17 protein-coding genes and 1 pseudogene are annotated in these 16,097 nt (G+C 55.7%); 10 read left to right on the forward strand and 8 right to left on the reverse strand.

Going from position 1 to position 16,097, the window contains the following annotated elements:
• Nucleotides 1–24 precede the first annotated feature (24 nt).
• The 7 genes from N8E88_RS05140 (at nucleotide 25) to N8E88_RS05170 (ending at nucleotide 8,794) form a co-directional block, all read left to right on the forward strand.
• Complete coding sequence (locus N8E88_RS05140) at nucleotides 25–2,730, forward strand: DUF4118 domain-containing protein (RefSeq protein WP_262291442.1); 2,706 nt, start codon at nucleotides 25–27, stop codon at nucleotides 2,728–2,730.
• Nucleotides 2,727–3,419 (forward strand): response regulator transcription factor, encoded by a 693-nt coding sequence (locus tag N8E88_RS05145; protein ID WP_262291443.1) that lies wholly within the window; start codon nucleotides 2,727–2,729, stop codon nucleotides 3,417–3,419. The genes N8E88_RS05140 and N8E88_RS05145 overlap by 4 nt, the downstream gene beginning before the upstream one ends.
• A 64-nt stretch (nucleotides 3,420–3,483) precedes the next feature.
• Entirely contained in the window at nucleotides 3,484–3,933 is a 450-nt protein-coding gene (locus N8E88_RS05150; RefSeq protein WP_262291444.1) for a PTS sugar transporter subunit IIA, read from the forward strand.
• Nucleotides 3,934–4,191: 258 nt separating this feature from the next.
• Nucleotides 4,192–4,587, forward strand: coding sequence for a hypothetical protein (locus tag N8E88_RS05155; protein WP_262291445.1), 396 nt, complete (start codon nucleotides 4,192–4,194; stop codon nucleotides 4,585–4,587).
• Between the two features lie 433 nt (nucleotides 4,588–5,020).
• Nucleotides 5,021–5,371, forward strand: coding sequence for a hypothetical protein (locus N8E88_RS05160; protein ID WP_262291446.1), 351 nt, complete (start codon nucleotides 5,021–5,023; stop codon nucleotides 5,369–5,371).
• Nucleotides 5,346–6,854 (forward strand): amino acid permease, encoded by a 1,509-nt coding sequence (locus N8E88_RS05165; protein ID WP_262291447.1) that lies wholly within the window; start codon nucleotides 5,346–5,348, stop codon nucleotides 6,852–6,854. The genes N8E88_RS05160 and N8E88_RS05165 overlap by 26 nt, the downstream gene beginning before the upstream one ends.
• Nucleotides 6,855–8,011: 1,157 nt before the next feature.
• Complete coding sequence (locus tag N8E88_RS05170; RefSeq protein WP_262291448.1) at nucleotides 8,012–8,794, forward strand: universal stress protein; 783 nt, start codon at nucleotides 8,012–8,014, stop codon at nucleotides 8,792–8,794.
• A 297-nt stretch (nucleotides 8,795–9,091) separates the two neighbouring features.
• Here N8E88_RS05170 and N8E88_RS05175 read toward each other — a convergent pair whose 3' ends face one another.
• The 5 genes and pseudogenes from N8E88_RS05175 to N8E88_RS05195 form a co-directional block, all read right to left on the reverse strand.
• Nucleotides 9,092–9,751 carry a hypothetical protein gene (locus N8E88_RS05175; RefSeq protein ID WP_262291449.1) on the reverse strand — a complete coding sequence of 220 codons (660 nt, stop codon included), beginning with the start codon at nucleotides 9,749–9,751 and terminating at the stop codon, nucleotides 9,092–9,094.
• A 229-nt stretch (nucleotides 9,752–9,980) separates the two neighbouring features.
• Entirely contained in the window at nucleotides 9,981–10,175 is a 195-nt protein-coding gene (locus N8E88_RS05180) for a hypothetical protein (protein ID WP_262291450.1), read from the reverse strand.
• Nucleotides 10,176–10,359: 184 nt separating this feature from the next.
• Complete coding sequence (locus N8E88_RS05185) at nucleotides 10,360–10,581, reverse strand: hypothetical protein (RefSeq protein WP_262291451.1); 222 nt, start codon at nucleotides 10,579–10,581, stop codon at nucleotides 10,360–10,362.
• Between the two features lie 613 nt (nucleotides 10,582–11,194).
• Nucleotides 11,195–11,587, reverse strand: coding sequence for a hypothetical protein (locus N8E88_RS05190; RefSeq protein ID WP_262291452.1), 393 nt, complete (start codon nucleotides 11,585–11,587; stop codon nucleotides 11,195–11,197).
• 196 nt (nucleotides 11,588–11,783) lie between these two features.
• Nucleotides 11,784–12,524, reverse strand: a pseudogene (locus N8E88_RS05195) (efflux RND transporter permease subunit); the annotation flags it as partial.
• 138 nt (nucleotides 12,525–12,662) lie between these two features.
• Here N8E88_RS05195 and pstS point away from each other — a divergent pair.
• Together pstS and N8E88_RS05205 are read left to right on the forward strand one after the other, a co-directional pair.
• Nucleotides 12,663–13,736 carry a phosphate ABC transporter substrate-binding protein PstS gene (pstS, locus tag N8E88_RS05200; RefSeq protein ID WP_262291453.1) on the forward strand — a complete coding sequence of 358 codons (1,074 nt, stop codon included), beginning with the start codon at nucleotides 12,663–12,665 and terminating at the stop codon, nucleotides 13,734–13,736.
• A 96-nt stretch (nucleotides 13,737–13,832) separates the two neighbouring features.
• Nucleotides 13,833–14,126, forward strand: coding sequence for a Na/Pi symporter (locus N8E88_RS05205; protein ID WP_262291454.1), 294 nt, complete (start codon nucleotides 13,833–13,835; stop codon nucleotides 14,124–14,126).
• On the opposite strand, the gene N8E88_RS05210 is transcribed toward N8E88_RS05205, so the two are convergent.
• Complete coding sequence (locus tag N8E88_RS05210) at nucleotides 14,114–14,830, reverse strand: IS6 family transposase (RefSeq protein WP_262291455.1); 717 nt, start codon at nucleotides 14,828–14,830, stop codon at nucleotides 14,114–14,116. The two genes, N8E88_RS05205 and N8E88_RS05210, sit on opposite strands and share 13 nt — an antisense overlap.
• Nucleotides 14,827–14,949 (reverse strand): hypothetical protein, encoded by a 123-nt coding sequence (locus N8E88_RS05215; RefSeq protein WP_262291456.1) that lies wholly within the window; start codon nucleotides 14,947–14,949, stop codon nucleotides 14,827–14,829. Before N8E88_RS05215 ends, N8E88_RS05210 begins: the two co-directional genes overlap by 4 nt.
• A gap of 237 nt (nucleotides 14,950–15,186) precedes the next feature.
• On the opposite strand from N8E88_RS05215, the gene N8E88_RS05220 reads away from it, so the two are divergent.
• Nucleotides 15,187–15,459 (forward strand): hypothetical protein, encoded by a 273-nt coding sequence (locus N8E88_RS05220; RefSeq protein WP_262291457.1) that lies wholly within the window; start codon nucleotides 15,187–15,189, stop codon nucleotides 15,457–15,459.
• A 213-nt stretch (nucleotides 15,460–15,672) separates the two neighbouring features.
• Here N8E88_RS05220 and N8E88_RS05225 read toward each other — a convergent pair whose 3' ends face one another.
• Nucleotides 15,673–15,936: a helix-turn-helix domain-containing protein gene (locus N8E88_RS05225; RefSeq protein ID WP_262291458.1), complete on the reverse strand. Its 264-nt coding sequence runs from the start codon at nucleotides 15,934–15,936 to the stop codon at nucleotides 15,673–15,675.
• Nucleotides 15,937–16,097 lie beyond the last annotated feature (161 nt).

A 16,097-nucleotide genomic window follows, 5' to 3' on the forward strand; every position in this document is an offset into this window, starting at 1 on the left:
CGGCCCCTGGAGGTGGCTTTACCAATGCCTGATGACAGCCGCGATACCGAAAGAAGGCCATCGCCCGATGCGCTCCTCGAAAATGCGGAGCGCGAGACCCGCGGGCGGTTGAAGGTTTTTCTTGGAGCTGCGCCCGGTGTCGGTAAGACCTACGAAATGCTTATGGCGGGCCGCGCGGCACTCGCTGACGGCAAGGATGTGGTGATCGGTGTCGTCGAGACCCATGGCCGCAAAGAAACACAGGCCCTGGTCGACGGATTTGAAGTCATCGCCCGCAGACAGGCCACTTACAAGGATCATCACCTCCAGGAGATGGACCTCGATGCAATCCTCGCGCGCCGGCCAGAGCTCGTTCTGGTTGACGAACTTGCACATACGAATGCCCCAGGCACGCGCCATCCGAAGCGATACATGGATGTGCAGGAGATACTGGCACACGACATCGATGTCTATTCGACGATGAACATCCAGCACGTCGAAAGCCTGAATGATGTCGTGGCACAGATCACCAAGGTGCGGGTTCGGGAAACGGTGCCGGATTCTGTCATCGATCAGGCGGACGAGGTCGAGATCATCGATCTGACGCCGGCCGATCTGATCAAGCGCCTGCAGGAAGGCAAGGTCTACGTTCCGGCCAACGCCAAGCGCGCCATCGAAAACTATTTTTCGCCGGGCAATCTGACTGCTCTGCGCGAGCTTGCCCTGCGCCGCACGGCGCAGCGCGTGGACGATCAGCTTCTGACCCATATGCAAGCCAACGCCATATCCGGCCCTTGGGCAGCAGGTGACCGCGTACTGGTCTGCATCGATGAGCAGCCGGGAGCAGCTTCGCTTGTCCGCTATGCAAGGCGACTGGCTGATAGACTGCGCGCGCCCTGGACGGCCGCATATATTGAAACACATCGCTCGACCCGGCTGTCGGAAGCGGACAGGGACCAAATAGCGTCGACCTTGCGGCTTGCGACCCAGTTGGGAGGCGAGGCCATAACCTTGCCGGGACGGGATGTAGCCGAGGAAATTGCGCGTCGTGCGCGGGAGAATAACGTTACTCATATCGTCACCGGCAAACCGCACAAGCCACACTGGCGCGAACTGATCGAAGGTTCAGTAGCGCATGATCTGATCCGCCGCGCCGGAGACATCAGCGTCCATGTCATTTCGGGAAGCGAACGCGACGCTGTTTCACCGCAACGCGGCGTTGTGAACGCCCCAATACAGACTTTCCAGATCAAGCCCTATTTGCTCAGCACCGCATACGTCGTCAGTGCACTGGCGTTCGGCTTGCTGCTGTCACGGGTGCTCGATGTGCGCAACATCGCCCTCGTTTTTCTCATGGCCGTGCTTGCTTCCGCTGTTTCAGTCGGTCTCTGGCCCGCCTTGTTTGCTTCTGTTTTAAGCGCCACTGTGTTCAATTTTTTCTTCCTGGACCCGTTGTATACCTTCGTCATCAGCGATCCGGAAAGCGTGGTCGCCCTCGGGTTCTTTTTCGGTGTCGCGGTGATTGCCAGCAATCTGACTGCACGGGTGCAGCGTCAGGCCGCGGCGGCACGTCAGCGCGCAAGAACGACCGAAGATCTTTATCTCTTCAGCAAGAAGCTGGCTGGAACCGGCACGCTCGACGATGTGTTGTGGGCGACGGCGTTCCAGATCGCATCCATGTTGAAGGTGCGTGTGGTCTTGCTCCTGCCGGATCATGGCACGATCGAGGTGAAGGCCGGCTATCCGCCAGACGATACGCTGGACGATGCAGATATCGCCGCTGCGCGCTGGGCCTGGGAGAACAACCGTGCTGCAGGGCGGGGAGCCGATACGCTGCCGGGTGCAAAGCGGCTCTATCTGCCGTTGCGAACGGGACGCATGGCCGTCGGCGTCATCGGCCTGGACAGCGACAGGCAAGGCCCGCTGTTGACGCCGGAACAGCAACGCCTCCTGGATGCACTGGCTGATCAGGCAGCGGTCGCCATTGAACGGACACAGCTTGCCGCAGACGTCGACCGGGCCAAGCTAGCGGCGGAAGCTGACCGGCTTCGCTCGGCGCTCCTGACCTCGATCTCCCACGATCTGAAGACGCCGCTTGCCGCGATTTTGGGGGCCGCGGGCACCTTGAAGGAGTTTGCGCCCGCGCTTCCCGATGCGGCGAGGGCTGAACTGCTCTCGACGGTAATTGATGAGTCCGAAAGGCTCAATCGGTTTATCGCCAATCTGCTCGATATGACCAGGATAGAGTCCGGTGCGATGGAACCCAACTTCGGCTTGCACTATACCGGCGACATCGTGGGAACGGCATTGAGCCGGGCCAAGAAAATTATTGGCCTGCGCAAGACGGAGGTCGCCATTCCAACCGACTTGCCGATGCTCAGAGTGGATCCGGTTCTGTTCGAACAAGTGCTGTTCAATCTGCTGGACAACGCCTCGAAATATGCACCGGAAGGGTCTTTGGTGCGAATTCAGGCCTGGGCGGATGACGGCTGGGTGAGCCTTCAGGTCATGGACGAGGGGCCGGGCGTGCCCGCCGAGGATCTGGAACGGGTATTTGATACGTTTTATCGCGTAAGCAAGGGCGATCAGGTCACCGCCGGTACGGGGCTTGGCCTGTCGATATCACGCGGCTTCATCGAAGCCATGGGCGGCACCATCACGGCACAGCGTCGGGCGGATCGTTCGGGAGCAATTTTCACGATCAGAATGCCCATACCGAAAGAAACGCCTGAACTGGAAGAACATCCATGACGAACTCGAGTGTCAAAATACTGGTGGTCGATGACGAGACCCCAATCCGCAAATTGCTGCGGGTTGGCCTCAGCACGCAAGGCTATGCCATCTTTGAGGCCGAGAGTGCCCGTTCAGCGATCGAACAGGTGCGGAGCGTACAACCCGACCTCATTCTGCTCGATCTCGGACTTCCCGACATGTCAGGCCACGACCTGCTGCGCCGGTGGCGCGATGAAGGATCGGAGCTTCCGGTTGTCATCCTCTCCAGCCGGACGGATGAAAAGGGTATCGTCGAGGCGCTCGAGCTTGGTGCAGACGACTATGTAACAAAGCCTTTCGGCATGAATGAACTTGTCGCCCGGATTCGGGTTGCCTTGCGTCACCGGCTGCAGCAACAGGGCGAGAGGCCGATCTTCGAGACGGGTGGTCTTTCGGTCGATCTGGTCAAGCGCATCGTCAAGATCGACGGGAAGGAAGTCAAACTGTCGCCGAAGGAGTATGAAATCCTGCGCGTTCTTGTACAGCACGCGGGCAAGGCCCTGACGCACCGGTTTCTGCTGGACCGGGTGTGGGGCGATACGACAGACGTGCAATATTTGCGTGTTTATGTGCGCCAGCTGCGGCAGAAAATTGAGCGTTTACCCGATCAGCCGCAATACATTACAACTGAGACGGGCGTCGGCTACCGTCTGCGTGAAATGGAATGATCGTGATGCGCAATGCACACGGCCACTCACAGATGCTGCAGTTTAAGTTTGAATGAGCAATAGAATGAACTTGGCCGAATACATTGATCTTCAGAATGTGATTATCGATCCAGATGTCTCCACCAAAGCGCGAGCATTGCAGCTTGCGGCCGCCACCGCGGGCAAATTCCTGGCAGTTCCGGCCGACGCGATCTTTGATGCGCTCTATAAGAGGGAGAAACTCGGTTCAACGGGGATGGGCGAAGGCGTTGCGATCCCGCATACGCGTATTCCGGGGATAACCAAGACCACAGGCCTCCTTCTCCGATTGAAAACGCCTATCGACTTTGAATCCATAGACAATCTTCCGGTTGATATCATTTTTGTGCTGCTCACCTCGGAACAGGAGCAGAGCCAGAATCTGAATATCCTTGCATGTGTAGCCAGACGACTCCGGTCTCCAAAGGTTCTGGAACGAATGCGGGCGGCTGACGGAGCGCAGGCGCTATATGACTGTTTTATCGCCGACACATGAGGACGTACCGGCCAACACCATACTGACTTACCCATCACACTAGAATCTGGATCCGAAATGATCGTGCCGTTATCTTGTCTACGTCTCACTTGGCTCCTGTGATCGTCGGAGGCAACTAATGATCCGCGGCGAACTAGTTCGAACGTCTTCCCACAATTGAGGGAGGTCTGAATTGCCAGGCAAGGGGCAGGATGACTAAAGTTGAGACGACGTGTTTGAATGTTTTGGACAAGAGACCGGTGATCGGGGGGAAAGAACGTGAAGGCTCCACTACAACAAAAAACAATTGGCGAAACCACGCAAAAATTCGGGCTTCCTGAACTGATTGGTGCGGCCGTCTTGGCGCTTATTCTTGCGTCAATCTTTTATGCGCTGATCAAGTCCAAATGCACTTGCTTCTCTGAAGCACAATCGGAGTTCTTTGACGTTAGGACCGGTCGCAGCTACAATTTACTCGAGGTCAAAGATATGCGCGATCTTAACTTATTATTGGCAGTAATTGCGATCGTTTTGGTTTTGTTCCAGACGGTACCGACCAATCGGCCGCCTGTTTCAAATAGACATTGGATAGGGCTGAAGGATGCGGATTTGGCAGTATTTGTCTTCACAGCGGCGCTAGCCGCAATAGTGGCAGCAATGGCTGTGTCGCTATAATACTTTACGCCAGTTGCGGTTGCGGTTGCGCGCCTTTCTCGGGTCCGACGCATTGGTCGTCTGGAAGGCAGGCCGAGCCGCGTGCTCAAACCGTTGAAATACTTGTGCTCCCCGCCGCCTCAGAGACCAAGTTCTTGACTTCAAACAAAATTTTGCTTTGAGCGCCTCCCAATTTTCTACCTGTCCTGCGCAAGAATATTTGCAAACTTTGCGAATATGTATGAAAATGCTTCGTTGAGGCCAATGAAAACAGAAAATTCGCCTCAAGGAATCGCGATACTATGGACGCTGTACGGCCTGCTGAGCCTAAGCAGTCGAATTCCGACCGGATGATGAACCGCGCCGGGCACAATCTAACCGGTCGCCACCTTTGGTCTCGCCTGGAATTCACGACCGGTCGAATTTGGCACGCTCGTCCCCAATGCAATAAACAATGTCGCTACATCACCTCGCGTCGTGGCGCGTTGCCACTCGATACAAACTTCGCCAAGGCCTGCGGTTCGTGCCTCGTGGTCGATACCTGCCGCTTGATCCGTTCCATCTCGAGCCGCCGGGTGGCAAAATCGCGGTTATTCACGGCAGTGCTGCGAGAAACTGGTCTTGGCATATCAGTGTCAACCGTGACGAAGATCAGGAGTTCGCTGCTGCCCCGCTGCCCGGCATCTGTCAACGAACCCTGTTCGCCAGCCGGCCGTACCATTTCATTCTGGCCATTGAATACCGACTCAATAGCCAAGCTTTGAGAGAGGGAAAAAACCATGTCAAACGAAGCCAAGAAGCATGAAGGAGGGGTCTCCTATCACATACCGGGCTCGGACTACTTCGAAAAACGCGAACTGAGTCGCCACGCCGGTGTCTTCTCATTGTGGGCCCTCGGCGTCGGCGCCGTTATCTCCGGTGACTTTTCAGGATGGAACCTCGGGTTCGCCGTCGGTGGCTGGGGCGGCATGTTCGTCGCGACCCTCCTGATCACTATCATGTATTTAGGCCTTACCTATTCCATTGCTGAAATGAGCCCGGCCCTGCCGCATACCGGCGGCGCCTATTCCTTCGCCCGTACGGCTTTCGGTCCCTGGGGCGGGTTCGTCACCGGCCTCGCCGAAAACATCGAATATGTGCTGACACCAGCCGTGGTTGTGTTCTTCATCGGCACTTACCTCACATCGATCTTCGGCACACCCACCGCGTTTCAACCGCTGTGGTGGATCGTCGGCTATCTGGTCTTCGTCGGGCTGAATGTCCGCGGTGTTGCACTGTCGTTCCAGGTCACCGTGTTCGTGACGCTGCTGGCTCTCGCTATCCTTGTCTTCTTCTTCATCAGTGCGGCACCCTTCATGGAGTTCAGCAAATACGCGATGAATATCGGCGTCGGCCCGGATGGTACTGCTGTCGAACTTCCCGACGGTGGCGGACCGTTCCTGCCTTTCGGCACGTATGGTGTCCTCGCAGCGATGCCATTTGCCGTTTGGCTGTTCCTGGCGATCGAGCAACTGCCGCTCGCTGCGGAAGAATCCGTCGATCCCAAGCGTGACATGCCGAAGGGCATCATGCTCGGCATGTTCACGTTGATCGCAACGGGCTTCCTGATCCTGATCACCAATCCGGCCATTCCGGAGGGTGCGTTCAAGCTCGGGTCGTCCGGCGAGCCGATTCTTGATGGCTTCCGCGCCATTTACGGATCGGGTGCCGCCAAGCTGCTCGCGCTCGCCGCCGTTGCCGGTCTGGTCGCCAGCTTCCACGCGATCATTTTCGCTTTCGGGCGGCAAATCTACTCGCTGTCGCGCGCCGGTTATTTTCCGCATTTCCTGTCGGTCACGCATGGCGACCACAAGACGCCGAACGTCGCGCTGATCGCAGGTTCGTTGCTCGGCCTGGGGGTGATGCTGGTGGTGTGGCTCACGCAGGGCGGCCAGGCGGCCGGTTCATTCATCGGCGGCGTGCTGCTCAACATGGCCGTGTTCGGGGCGATGATTTCCTATCTGTTTCAAGCGCTGTCTTTCATTCGCCTGCGGCGACGCTTCCCGGATATCGAGCGGCCTTACCGCAGTCCGCTCGGCGTTCCGGGAGCTGCAGCGACCGTCGTGATCGCTTTGATCACGATCTACTTCCAGCTGACCGACCCGGTCTACCAGACCGGCGTAATTGGCGTGGCGATCTGGTACGCCCTCGGCATTATTTATTTCGGCGCCTATGGACGCAGAACGCTCGTCTATTCGCCGGAGGAGGAGTTCGCCGTCAAGCAGCGCGAAGGGGCAGGTTCGATCTAAACTTCTCGCTGCAAGTGAAGTTACTGTCCGGCGCTTCGACGGCTGGACAGACTACAGTTCGCTCGCTGGCCGCGATAAGTGCCATGAGGGACTGCAGGTAGAACTGAGCGCCGTGAAGCAACGAGGTGAACGATCCGGAAAAAAGATCACCAATGGACGTGATCATCGCCGTCAATTCCTCCTGAAGAACACATCGACGAAGGCCCAAGCGAATAGGCATGAAGCGATAATGACAACAGCGTTTTCCCAACTCATGTCAAGCTCCCGTGCGGGTGCCCGCGTTCGACTACAACTTGTCGGCCAGGTTAGTTCCGACGCTCAAAACAATTCCCACTGCCACAACGAACATTCCGATCCGGAATGTTCTTGTATCCCGCCTTACAAGCTCTGCACGTGCCTTGAGGGCGTAGGGGCAATCGTCGCGAGTGGCAATTTCGATTATTCGCCTTTTGGAAGCTCGCGTAACGTGGCTTCCATCTCCATTGAGTTACCGTTCATCTTTCCTCCAAAAAGGGAGGACAAAGGCTCGGGAATGGCTTAGCCGTCCTCCCCAAGAGGCTGAGGGAAGGAGCACGGGGAAGTGGAGAGCCTTCGCATTCAGCCACGGGAATATAATACACCAAGGCGGGCGGTCTGACCAATTGTTCTCGGATTTGTTTGGTTTACCAGGTTCGTCGAGGAGTTTGGGATGAGACCGGTAATTTCTCCGGGTTATGCAGGTCGGAGTAGTGGCGGTTTGGGCTTGAACAGCGACGGCACTTGAGGCTCCGGGTCCCGAAATCTTGCACGGGGCCGATCGCCGACTTCGCAGCTATTGCGATCATCGGTCTATGGATTTGCGCATCGCTCCCTGAGGTCTTTGGGAGCTTACGGGGAATAGAAAATCGCATAACCGCGAACTGACTCGGCTTATTGCTTTTCGAGGCTTATTGATCAGATTGCCCGCACTGATGCGCTCGAGTCCGCGATCTTAGAAATCTACACGTCGGACGAGCCTGCTTACGCGCAAGAGCGTAGGGGAACCATGGTGCGCATGCAACGTTAATATATATGGCGGCTCCGCCTTTGGCCGCCGTTATTCGGCTAATGACCCTACGCAGCGGCGGCGTGTACGCTTTGGAAGGGTTCTTCGCGCGCGCTTATTAGCGGAGGAAACTATGTCGTACAAAGATATCATCGTCTATCTGGACGCTAGTGACCTAAACGAGCCCAGGGTCGAGACTGCGATCAAAATAGCCGCGCAACACAAGGCGAAGTTGACCGGCGTTGACATCAGCACAGCCGCAGCTTTCGAAGGCGAAAGGCGCGAACAGGTACAAGCTATCCAGCGCATGTTTGAGAACATGGTTCGGAGAGCGGGACTGGAGGCGGAGTACCGTCTTGCGGGTCCTTCAGCCAAGACTGCTCAGGAACTCTTCTCGCATTGCGCCGATCTCATCGTCGCGAGCCAGCCCGGTCCGGACAGCGCTCATCTTGCGTCCGCGGCAGTCCCCAAAAACGTGCTGCTCGCGTCGGGCGTCCCGATGCTCATCCTGCCGGCCGCTTGGGAAGCCAGGCAGCCTATCGGGCGAAGCATCCTCCTGGCGTGGAATTTCAGCCGGGAATCGACACGCGCTCTCCATGACTCAATGCCGATACTCATCAAGGCCGAGAATATCGCGCTGTTCGTCTTCGACGCCAGCTTCCATCCACACCGTTCCGACGTGCTGGACGTTGTGGCTCACCTCGAACGACATGGGGTCAAAGTGAAGGTCGATGGTTGGCGGGGCACCGGAGAGGTCGACGTGATCAGCGCGATGTTCGCATGCCTGGATCGCGAGGAAGCCGACTTGATCGTCGCCGGAGCCTACGGGCATTCGCCTCTATTGGAATCCCTGTTTGGAGGTGTCTCCGAACAGCTACTCAACAACGTCTCGATGCCGGTCGTGATGTCCCATTGATCCAGCAACGTCGATCTGAATTGTGAATAAGCACCCAAGGATGACCCTATCGGAAAATTCTCTATACTATTGAAATTGCAATGGTTATTAACGATGCAGCAGGGCACATCGGCGCGGATCGTGCCCCTCTGATTCTTCAAAAAACGAATCGAAATCAACTCATTATACAATTGTTGGGTAGGGTCATCCTTGGGTGCTTATTTACAAATAGATGGAGATCTTGATGATAGGGGCATCTCGCCCCCACTGGCTCGGCGGCTTAATTGAAAGGGGGCGTAGAGGCCTGACACACGACCCCTATTGGGGCATCATTGTCTTAATACAGCGTCCGAATGACCGGATCGCTTCATCTGATCTTTGGCGCTGGCCAGAATCTGAAACGGATTTGACGTCGAGTTCTAAAGGAAGTCGGATGTCCTTGTCTCCCCCATCGCGGTTAAATGCGATGGTGATTTTACCCCTTCTTATTCCATTCATGAGGATCCCGAACGATGGATGAAATTGAAACAGCGATACCAGGGCACCGGGTGTGTCAGAAGGCACAGTCGCAATGAGACTGGATAAATTTGTTTGAAAGTCCTGACCGACGAGATAAGCCCGGGATGGCGCAGACGGTTTGAGCACGAAAGACGACTTTGATGAGTCTATGTCAAAGATGACGACCTTGAGGTCGATGCCGAAGTTGTTATTTGCTTTCCTTACGCCAACATTGCCAGAGACCCCGATGTAGGCTCCTTGGCGATAGATCAAATCCTGAGCAACAGCAGTAAACATAAAATGACAACCGGACAGGCTACCGCTGCTCATCTCCGTTTCGGCATCAACACTCATAGTGCCAACCATGGCTGAAAGCGATTGCATTGCACGCTCGGAATTTTGGGCATTCGAACCAGTGATCGATAGCCAGAGCAGAATTGGTCCTGCGGCAGCCGCGCGTTTCAAGTTCGACGACAACATGTTTTCCCGATGCCCATGTTAGGCAGCCCGCCGACGTCGTCGGCGCAAATCACCATCAACCTGGTCCATATTTATTTTGCCTATGGAACCGCCGCAAATTTACGACGATTTGAAGCATCGTGCAAAAAGAGCATTGTAGGTTACAAAGCTCGCGCGCATGTCCCATTCCTCGGGGTTATTACTGCTAGTTAGACGGCTTGAATGATGCTGCTGGCAGAACGCTGCCTAGTTACTGAAAGGGCATTGCAGGGCCCCAATCAAAATGCGCGTTTATCGGCATTTGCTCCAAGGGCGAGGGGTCCTTTGCGCGCCGCCAGGTCTGGATCGAGTATCCGGCTATGTCTTCGACACCGGGCTTTTCCGTGGCTACAGTGATACGCACGATAGCGAACGATTCTTTCTGATTGAGCGCCGATAGTTTCACTACTTCCTCCTCGAGCCCAATAGGGTACCTGGGACCGATTATTACTAGCCCTGAAGATTCCAGTGTCCGGCCGACATCGGGTGTAGGAGTAAACGTGAGCTTACGCGCAATGCCTTCGAAGAGGGCAAGTTTAGTCCTAATGAGGCAAACAGCCATTTCGATTGAAGGATTATGACCATGGCAATCAGCTCTGGTCCCCGGCGGCGTCCCGTTTTTTCCTTTCATGGAAGAATTTCGCACCGCTACAACGCGGGCAAGGGCGCGGTGCAGTGTCATCGGCATTGTCGGTCATGACCATTCCCGTGCCTTCGCACGACGGACAAGCCGTCACGCTCTTTCTTGCCAGCCGCCGCTCGCTTACCCAAAGCTCCAGTTCGTACAGCTGCTTGGCGCTTAGATCGGTCATTGCAAACTAAACACCCCCCGATCTCTAACCAGTCAAACAATACTCGGATGCCAACGGCTTGGCAAAGTGCGCTTTTTGGGGCAGGCTTTGCCTATGCGTCATTCGCGCTCGAGGGCGGCAGCGGTCGGACCGGGAACATCGTTGCCGCGAACAACCTGGTTGTTCACGTGCTCCCGCAGCCCCATTGGTGTGCCAACGAGGCAAAAACGTCAAGGCTGCCAACGGAATGGCGGATCAGGGTCGGTGACAAACGGCAGGGCACGCCGGAAGTGCTCATGCGGGCACCATGCCAAGCTTGCAGCACATTGTGAGTCTGGAAACGACCAGCTATTGTCGGCTTCGCGTCACGCAGACGACCACAGCATCGATCTGGTTGCACGCCCTATCCATTTTCGAAAGGGACCGTGGCCAAAATGCGCGTTGTCTGTTAACTGTGGCCAAGTCCTGAGATTGCCCCTCACGCAAAGCCTGGTTAAGTTCAATGTTCGTTCGATCTTGGCGTTGTTCAGCGGGAAATTAACGCTATGTCCTCATGCAGACGTTTGACGCATCGGCCACCAAGCACCGCGCTCGGCGCCGCCAAAGCGAACATTCAAACAGTAATTCCTTGCCCTCAGGCGCGCCGCCAGTAACCCTTGAAGCTCAGGAAGGCGCCCAGAGTACCGGTTATCAGCGCCGCCACGATGGTAGAGGCGCGGCCGCTATAAATGGTCGAACCTACCGCAATTGCGATCTGTGGCAAGACGATGCGGATGATTCCACCGATTGTCATGAGCCAGCCCAGCACTGTGATGATCACGCGCCAGTCCGTCTGCCATCTATTGTGCAGGTTGACGATTGCAAGGCCAGCAATCAGCGACAGTAAACCGGACAGATAGAACAGGATGCCAAGGTGCAGCGCCTCAGCGATCATGCTCTCATACATGCCAAGATTGATCAGCATGCCAAGCGCGACCGCGACGAATGTCGGCCCTAGGAGTCTGGCGAGAAATAATGATCGATCCAAGAGCCACCTCCGCCCCCGCGCCGACCAATCATTATATAGGTTTAGGAGCCAGCGCGTCAAATGTAGTGAGCGGCGAACCCTAGAGACCAACAAACGGGTTAGCGAGCGAAGTCGGCCAACGTCGGCACTTGGGGTGCCGGCGATGGAGATCACGACTTCATCCAGATGCCAAATATCGTTGGGCGAAGAAGGGAAGCGACAGGCTGCGAACCTGGAGGATGATGACGATCAACATCGCTGCAATCATGGCCGGGAATATCTTGACGAGTGCGACATTGGCCTTGAGGGATTCCTCGATGTTGCCGCCCATTTCGATGCGGTACCCGACGGGAAGCGATGCGATCAGTGGCTGAAGCGCCTTCATGACCTGCTGGGAGACCTCCGGAGGTTGTGTCGCCTCGTTGATGTCAGAGCGTATCGTGATCACAGGGGTGCGGTCGCGGCGTTTCAGGATCGGCTCCTCAAACCGGATCTCGGAATGGCCGATCTGATCGAGGGGGACCTGTCGGCCATCCCTGCTCATTAGCGAGAAATCGCCCAGCCTTGAAGGATCAAGCCGGTTGTCACCTGCGCTACGTGCGACAACGGGGACGTTGCGGATGTTGTCGCGCACCTGGGTGACAGGGATGCCGCTAAGCAGCAACTGCATCTGCTGAGCTGCCTCAGAGGGTGAGAGACCGATCAGATTGAGCCGATCCTGGTCGGGGACAAACCGCAGCACCGGTGTGCGGTTACCCCAATCCCGGTTGGCCTGTCGGACATCTGGAACACTTTTCATGATAGCAAGAGCCTGCTCGGAGATTTTGTAAAGTTCATCCGGATCCGGTCCCATGACCCGAAACTCGACCGGAAACGGCGTGTAGGGCCCAAAGACAAGCTGCGTTACGCGCACGGATGCCTCAGGAACAAGCCCGCCCGAAACGGCGGCTCGTAGGCGAGTTGTCATTAATGTTTCAAGAAACGGAGATACTGAAAAAGTCAGAATAGTTTTTAAGCAAAGTCAGATGTTCCAAACTCTTTGAAGCGAAAGCGCTGAACCTTCGTCCACCTTTAATTGATCATGTGTGAGGTACAAATGATGAAACGTTCCGTGCTGCTTATGCGCCAAAAAATATCGTGCGTTTCAGGTATTTTTGTTTCCGCGATCATGATCTTCATCGTTCTGATGTGCCCTGCTGCCAGAGCTGAACCAATTCGCGGCGCAGGCTCGACATTTGCAGCGCCTATCATTGCGAAATGGGCTGAAAACTACAGGGTATCGCGCACGGATGGCGGCGACTTCACCTCGCCGGACTGGACGGTGGACTATGAGGTGGTGGGATCGCTTGCAGGCGTCATGCGCCTTGGCCAGCCGGAGATGGATTTCGCGGCAACGGACGTTCCTTTATCGCATACGGAACTTGTCAAACATGGGCGCCAGCAATTTCCGATTGTTTTGGGCAGCGTTGCCATCGCAATTAATCTGCAAGGCATTGGCCAGTTGAATTTATCGGGTCCGCTCCTCGCAGATATCTACCTCGGCAAAATACAATCATGGTCTGACCCGGCGATAAAGCAGTTAAACCCGGAATTGAACCTCCCGGACGTCAAGATCACTCCCATTCATCGTAAAGATGGATCCGGCACCACCTACATGTTTACCGACTATCTTTCGTCCACCAATGATGAGTGGAAAACAAAATATGGGGCGGACACCCTGATAACTTGGCCGTGGGGGACCAGCGTCGAAGGAACGCAAGACCTTATCCTTGCCGTGAAAGCCACAAAAGGCGCAATTGCCTATGCGGAATACGGGCAGGTCGAACGGGCCAATCTAACGGTTGCCTCTATTCAGAACAAATCAGGCAAATTTGTTTTGCCCGGTCCAGAGGGTGTCAGGGCCGCTCAAGCGGCGGTCGACTGGACGAAAGTGGAAGATTTTGCCCTATCGCTAACTAACCAACCCGGCGACGATACATACCCCATCTGTGGAGCCACTTATGCCGTCGTGCCAATGGCAGGTCAGTCGTCTGGCCGCTATCGCCGGGTTCATGACTATTTTCGCTTGGCATTCGAGACCGGTGGCAAGGATGCCGAAGCACTTCGTTATGTTCCGATTACGGAGCCTCTGTTGAGCCAGATCAAGCAATATTGGCTGAGAACCCCTTAGAGGCAGGCTCAATTCAACGTGCAGGACTCAAAGCAAGGCCTGCAATGGAATGCAGTAATTATGTATCGCGCCTTGGCGCTGTGCGGATAAGGCACAATGAACATAGATATTTTCAAGGATATTCTCGTACCGGTCATCGGCGGACTCGGGATATTCATGCTTGGTCTGGAATTCATGTCGAACGGCATCCAGGCGCTTTCCGTCAACAAGATGCGCGCTTTTCTCACCAAAGCTGCCGGAACTCCGATAAAGGGCGTCGTTGCAGGCACGCTGATCACCGGCGTCATCCAGTCGTCGACAGCAATGACCGTCATGGTCGTGGGCCTTGTAAATCAACTTAACGTTCCGAAGACAGGATTTGGGATTATGCCTTTGGATCAGGCGGCATGAAGGCGTGCGATCTGGCGCCATGTTTCCAAGGCCGTTGCTTGCAGCTCGCGATGATGGGCGGACGGGATGTCATGGCGGGGAATGTGAAAGAGGTTTGCGATCGGATCGTGGATGGAAACAAAGCGTTGAAGCTGCCTCGCTGACTTGAAGCGTTTCATGATCTTCTCACGCCGTCGGATAGGCTGATGGGAGTTTTCCGCCCGATTGTTCAAGCCTTTGTGCGAGCGATGCTCGACGCCGGGCATGATATCGCGTTTTGCGGCGCCATAGGACCGGAGCTTGTCGGTGATCATCACACGCGGCGAACGGCCTTGTCCTCTCAGGAGCTTCCTCATCAAACGCTTGGCAGCCTTTCCATTGCGGCGGCTCTGGACCAGGACGTCAAGGACAAAACCATACTGATCGACGGCACGCCATAACCAGTGTTTCTTGCCGGCGATGGTGATGACAACCTCGTCGAGGTGCCATTTGTCACCAAGCTTGCCGGCTGACCGCTTGCGGATATCATTGGCGAAATGCCGACCGAACTTCTCGACCCAAAGCCTCACGGTCTGGTGAGAGACAATGATACCACGGGCTGCCAGCATATCCTCGACCATGCGCAGACTGAGCGGAAACCGGAAATAGAGCCAAACGGCGTGGGCAATCACGTCCGCGGGAAATCGGTGGCGACGATAAAGTGGATCACGGGCAAGTCTGGTCATACGGCCAGATCCCACATTTTTATCGATGCTCGGTTAACGTTACGATGCCGGCCGACGAGCGCCACATAGGCGAAGGCCGCCATCAGTGGCACGATCAGCAGGAGTTTTGTGGCGCTCACAACAGCATGTCCACCCGCAGGTTCGTCAAAGTCCAGAACTACAGGTCTTGGGTGGAGACAACAATGGATCATTGCTCGGTGCCAGCCAACTTTATTCGTTACGTCATTGCCGAAAGTTCGCAAAGCGGACACCACGACCCAACGATCTTGTTGCAGACTTGGGTCGTTCCGGCGCCGCCATTCATCGATGGTTCAGGATCGACAGCTTAATTTAGTAGCCAGCAAAGGAGAGAGGCCATGCGGATCAAGATGGTTCTGTTAGCTGTCGCGGCTGCCTTGGTCACCGGCACGGCTCATGCGGGAAGCCAATCGTCGAATACAAGCTCGAATAACTCATCCAACAACGGCGTGGTACGCGAGCGTGTTGTCAAAACGTATTGCGAAGACGGCTATTGCGAGCGCTACGTTAAGCGTCGGGTATATATTGAGGATTGGAGCCGTGATCGCCAACGCGAACGCAAGCGGAGCCGCCACCGGGACCGCTACGACGATGACGATGACGACGATTGATGACATTGCTCAACTGTGTCGGGGATACAACAGACCTGGGTGCTGATCGATCCAGCCCGTCAGGGGAGGGCGGCAACCATCCCATCTCGACTGGAACCTTTCCCCTATCCAGGCGTTCATTCGAAATCGCTCAATCCGATATACTCTAAGAATAATTGTAGAATTCTAGGACCAATCGAAAATCCGCTATTAATCGGCTCGGTCATATGGCGATTAACAAGGATTGAATTTCTGCCTCGCGACGATCGAAGTCGGCAATCGCATGCCCGGGCCATAGCCCTTGCCGCCCCTGACGAACGTGACGCCCATTTCTTCGAGCGCACCCTGCACTTGCTCCATGGTGCTCCTGGCGACTGGATGTCCGTTTTCTATTTGACGGACGGCTCGGGTACTGACGCCGGCCCGTTCCGACAATTCGTCTTGTCTGAGATCGAGTGCAACCCTGGCTGCGCGGATAAGTTGATATGGTGCGAACATGCCAATATCCTCTCACAGGTTCCCGATTGCGGAAAGAAATAAGACGTTTAGTCACCGAACAATGAACAGAAATCGACGTCGACAAAGACGCACTCGGCGCTAGCAAAATATCGGCGAAATTATTCGTGGCATCGGGTAATGTGCGCTGAGGGTCGTTCCAG

Origin of the sequence: Phyllobacterium zundukense, from assembly GCF_025452195.1 — a bacterium.
Classification (GTDB): domain Bacteria; phylum Pseudomonadota; class Alphaproteobacteria; order Rhizobiales; family Rhizobiaceae; genus Phyllobacterium; species Phyllobacterium zundukense_A.

What these genes read in the sequence shown, in the direction of transcription:
- N8E88_RS05210 (WP_262291455.1), bottom strand. Translation starts at nt 14,830, where the DNA reads ATGACCAGACTTGCCCGTGATCCACTTTATCGTCGCCACCGATTTCCC.
- N8E88_RS05220 (WP_262291457.1), top strand. Translation starts at nt 15,187, where the DNA reads ATGCGGATCAAGATGGTTCTGTTAGCTGTCGCGGCTGCCTTGGTCACC.
- N8E88_RS05225 (WP_262291458.1), bottom strand. Translation starts at nt 15,936, where the DNA reads ATGTTCGCACCATATCAACTTATCCGCGCAGCCAGGGTTGCACTCGAT.
- N8E88_RS05185 (WP_262291451.1), bottom strand. Translation starts at nt 10,581, where the DNA reads ATGACCGATCTAAGCGCCAAGCAGCTGTACGAACTGGAGCTTTGGGTA.
- N8E88_RS05175 (WP_262291449.1), bottom strand. Translation starts at nt 9,751, where the DNA reads ATGTTGTCGTCGAACTTGAAACGCGCGGCTGCCGCAGGACCAATTCTG.
- N8E88_RS05165 (WP_262291447.1), top strand. Translation starts at nt 5,346, where the DNA reads ATGTCAAACGAAGCCAAGAAGCATGAAGGAGGGGTCTCCTATCACATA.
- N8E88_RS05170 (WP_262291448.1), top strand. Translation starts at nt 8,012, where the DNA reads ATGTCGTACAAAGATATCATCGTCTATCTGGACGCTAGTGACCTAAAC.
- N8E88_RS05205 (WP_262291454.1), top strand. Translation starts at nt 13,833, where the DNA reads ATGAACATAGATATTTTCAAGGATATTCTCGTACCGGTCATCGGCGGA.
- N8E88_RS05160 (WP_262291446.1), top strand. Translation starts at nt 5,021, where the DNA reads ATGTCGCTACATCACCTCGCGTCGTGGCGCGTTGCCACTCGATACAAA.
- N8E88_RS05145 (WP_262291443.1), top strand. Translation starts at nt 2,727, where the DNA reads ATGACGAACTCGAGTGTCAAAATACTGGTGGTCGATGACGAGACCCCA.
- pstS (WP_262291453.1), top strand. Translation starts at nt 12,663, where the DNA reads ATGATGAAACGTTCCGTGCTGCTTATGCGCCAAAAAATATCGTGCGTT.
- N8E88_RS05150 (WP_262291444.1), top strand. Translation starts at nt 3,484, where the DNA reads ATGAACTTGGCCGAATACATTGATCTTCAGAATGTGATTATCGATCCA.
- N8E88_RS05140 (WP_262291442.1), top strand. Translation starts at nt 25, where the DNA reads ATGCCTGATGACAGCCGCGATACCGAAAGAAGGCCATCGCCCGATGCG.